The sequence below is a fragment of the Paraburkholderia sp. WS6 genome, from assembly GCF_030464835.1.
GTDB classification, from domain to species: Bacteria; Pseudomonadota; Gammaproteobacteria; order Burkholderiales; family Burkholderiaceae; genus Paraburkholderia; species Paraburkholderia madseniana.
In genome coordinates, this window is record NZ_JALQCK010000098.1 from 1 (window position 1) to 3,573 (window position 3,573).

4 protein-coding genes are annotated in these 3,573 nt (G+C 53.7%); all 4 read right to left on the reverse strand.

Annotated elements, in window-relative coordinates; genetic code table 11:
• On the reverse strand, window positions 1-307 hold a 307-nt coding region (locus M0D64_RS44565), incomplete at its 3' end, for a helix-turn-helix domain-containing protein (protein ID WP_266262281.1).
• A 71-nt stretch (window positions 308-378) separates the two neighbouring features.
• Window positions 379-873 (reverse strand): hypothetical protein, encoded by a 495-nt coding sequence (locus tag M0D64_RS44570; protein WP_266262282.1) that lies wholly within the window; start codon window positions 871-873, stop codon window positions 379-381.
• A gap of 485 nt (window positions 874-1,358) precedes the next feature.
• Window positions 1,359-2,381 (reverse strand): DUF2806 domain-containing protein, encoded by a 1,023-nt coding sequence (locus tag M0D64_RS44575; RefSeq protein ID WP_266262285.1) that lies wholly within the window; start codon window positions 2,379-2,381, stop codon window positions 1,359-1,361.
• A gap of 202 nt (window positions 2,382-2,583) precedes the next feature.
• Window positions 2,584-3,162, reverse strand: coding sequence for a hypothetical protein (locus M0D64_RS44580; RefSeq protein WP_266262283.1), 579 nt, complete (start codon window positions 3,160-3,162; stop codon window positions 2,584-2,586).
• Between the last annotated feature and the right edge of the window lie 411 nt (window positions 3,163-3,573).

A 3,573-nucleotide genomic window follows, 5' to 3' on the forward strand; every position in this document is an offset into this window, starting at 1 on the left:
ACGTCTTGTGGATCAACTCGGCCACCCGCTCGTCATCGATCGTGCGAGGCTTGCCTGGCCGGACTTCGTCGTACAGACCGTTGATGCGCTGTTCAAGGAACCGGGCACGCCATTTACCCACCGTGGCACGTGTGAGTTGCAAGCGCCTGGCAATTTCGCTATTTGGTTCGCCAGCGGCCGCAGCCAGGACAATGCGTGCCCGTGTAACCAGCGCAGCCGGAATCGAGCGCGAACGCGCCATCGAAGCAAGTTGCGATTGTTCGGCATCGCTCAACGTCAACTCCACCTTCGGTCGTCCCATTGGCATGCTGGTATCTCCAGTTCCGTTGATACCAACATCCTGCGCAAACATAGTTCAGTTAACAACGGAACAGGACACTAGAACAGGGCAACCTCATCGTCCCATTTGTGGGAGTCGCTTCCAAGAAAGGGGATGCTGTACTCCAAACTCCCCTTAAGAAATACGTTCAGTGGATTGAATTCAAATCTGAAATTATAATTGACGGTAATGCCGGCATCGCTCGCGTTTTCTGAGCGACTCACGTGGTTTTTATCGAAGGTCAGCGTCGCTTTGCCTATGTCAAAATTGAGCACGCTGGTATCGGTCTGCAAGGTGTATGTTCCATCAACCTCGTCTAGCGAAAATTCAATTTTCGCCATCCCAACGGGAATTTCCGTCTTATATGGAAGTGATTTGACGTGGCGCTTAATATTTGCCTGTTCATGCTTAATTGACTCATGTGCCAAGGCTGATGCAAAGCTCTCGGCATCGCCTGCTCCGGATTTGCGGTACATCAGTTGCAATGCTTCATTTCCTTCATTTAGTTTATCAACAAGTTTGTCTTTCAGGCTGTCAAATTGAGGTGTGCTCATAGCTAGATTCCTCGAGTGGTGGTTTAAGCTCAAAAGGCACGCTTTGGAATTGCTGCAAAGGTTTATCGGTTGACCACGGCGCTTGTTCCGCAAGTGCGAGGTAGTCCCCCAATAATCATACGAATGATGGCGCGGCTACTACATCGGAACAACCTGTCGATGTTGGTAGGTACCGTCGGCCTGTCCCGGCCTCGCGGTATGACAATCCTCGGCAGTCTCATCAATTCTGTCTTTCCAGTCTCCTGGATTCGCCATCAGGCTCAAGAATTCCCGGCATCCTCACGCAAAGGTCCGTTGTCCAAGCGAAGCGGTCGCCCGAATGTCCAGTCGCTGGCAGAGGCAGACGTCACTTGATGGCCGCTTGTCGTCGGATGGCTCCGAAGCGGCCATTCAGCGTCGCACGCCGCTACAAACTCCGTGCAAACGTGTAACGGTAAACCAAGTAGCGCCCTCAGCCTCCACCGAGAAACCGACAGGGACTTTTTTCAGACTGTCTGTTCGTTCACGAACCGGAATGCTCCAGCGTGGCCTTCCATTGGAACCGCCTCTGCTACGGATACAGTAAATCCAAGAGATGCCCAGTGGCGACCCAGTTCACGCATGTATTCAACGTTGGGGCGACTGTTGCTTAACGTGAAGATTTGTTTACCAAGTGGTGTCACACGGTAGTAATCCACCTGCAAATTCTTTGTGGGGTCCGCATCGCGCACTACTAATGCCCACCCATTGCAGAAAAACGCCCTTAGGTATTGTTCTTTCGAAACAGATGGATACTGGCCGGTAAATCCCATCGAGTCAACGCTACTCACAAGCCCCATCTCCTGCATCTCCATAAATTCCACAGCATGCAAAGGATGGTTGGTCTGGGCGAGCGACCCATACTTCAAAATCATTGTTTGATCAAAAACGTATGGTGCGACCTTTTCGATTTTCTGAGCCTCTTCCTTGCTCAAGCACCGAACAAAATTCAGCGCTCTCAATGAGCAGTTCCCCGGCGACTTGACTTCCTCGGCAAGTATCCGTCCCCACAGAGACTGCATCTCATCGGATGAGACGCGCGCTGCTGCGTCTCGCCAATCTCGCAGCCAGTCAGCATCAATCTGGGCAGAAGGGGCCGGGGACTCATCCGTCTTCAGTATGTCCTCTGCATGTAGGATCGCTTTGGCTACATTAACCTCATCAAGAACCGCTCGGGTTGCGGATGCGGCGACCGCAGCATTAACCATCTCCGCTCCACTTAGAGTAGGCTCGATGCGGTCACCTATTACTTCCGCCTGATGGTCGACCAGAAGTAGCTCGCCCCCAACCTGCGCAAGCTTCTTCTTACCCGCGCGGATATCAAGGGCATCCTTTTCCGCCTGAGCAACCTGGAGGATCTCTTCCCTTTTGCTTTCGATCTGCGCTCTACTTGTCCGCCGAAGTTGCCACGGCGTCAATAGGGAGCCAACGCCCTTGTCCGTCAGGCTTACCCACATTGTTTTTATCAGGTCTTCCCCAGGAAACCACATATAGTTCACCGCTATTCCAATGTCGGGGCTTCCGACGAATTGACTGTCCGCTCAAGGTAGGTGGCAGGCAGCAAATCGGTGAGTGTAGCCAATGGCGTAGCTCATCGTTAAAAGTCTTATCTCGCGGGGTGGAGGTACTGCTGCATCATCAACGTGTGTTGCGCGATGTTAAGCGATGGTCTACTTAGACGAGGGACTGCTGCTAGTCCACGAAAAATTCTTCAGCTGCCTTTAGTGTGCCAGTGTAAAAATCGACTGCCAACTCGGCCATTGCCACAAAGTTTGGCGACGGGATTGACTTTCCTAGATGCTCGGTAGGAACCGCGTACGCGACACCCCGATCAGTGACATCGATGGGAGCGGCGGCTCCGTCGATTACCGTAAATTTCACCGGTACATCGGTTTCAAGTCGTTCAATCTGCCCCTTATTTATATTCATGTGCTTTATGTGCAGGGATTTTCCGATCGCTGGATTCAATGTCCAACTGCCCGGTTTCCGCTCTGTGATTTCCTCTGCGGTATGCTCGTCGGCGTTGCGGGCGTGTCGCAAATAGCTAAGGAGAGGATCGACCTTTCGCAGACGCTCGTAATTGCTCTTCCAGCCTGTCCATTTGGGACTCTTGGAAAAGTGGGCCTCACTCTTATTCCAGACTCGCTCCAACTGAATGAGCAAGTCCTGCCAGCTCTCGGCTTGCTTTTGCGGATCAGTCTGTGCTTTCAGCGCTTGCACCTGGTCGGTAGCGCGTTTCAGTGCGCCCCAGGGCGCGTCAGAGTGCTTCACGACAACTCCTATAGGCTTGCGGGGCGGTTTTGTGATCTGGTTGTGACGTCGAGCGGCCGAAACTGGCCGAACAGCGCCTTAGGACCTTCGATTGCGTCGAAGCCCGCCTCCGTAGCGGGCTTTTTTGTCTATGCCGTTCGCTGTTTCCGGTACTCTGCGCGCTCGTCCGTCGATGCCGGTACATAACGGCGACTGTAGCCCGGGTCTCTCGAACTACCAAGTTGCCGCCGATTCTTACGGCTATCAGGTAAATCGGTGTTTAGGCGTCGCCAAGCGGCCTGGATGGCGACGGCCGGCATGTTATGCGAAGCGGCCGTTCGAATGTCCCCAGATCAGCGATGCCGAACGGCCGTAGTTGGCCGAAGAACGAAACCGCTCGCGCGGTAGGGGGCTCCGGCCAGCGCGTGCGGT

Bases quoted from the DNA above. Each gene is read 5' to 3' on its own strand.
- M0D64_RS44570 (WP_266262282.1), bottom strand. From the start codon at position 873: ATGAGCACACCTCAATTTGACAGCCTGAAAGACAAACTTGTTGATAAA.
- M0D64_RS44575 (WP_266262285.1), bottom strand. From the start codon at position 2,381: ATGTGGTTTCCTGGGGAAGACCTGATAAAAACAATGTGGGTAAGCCTG.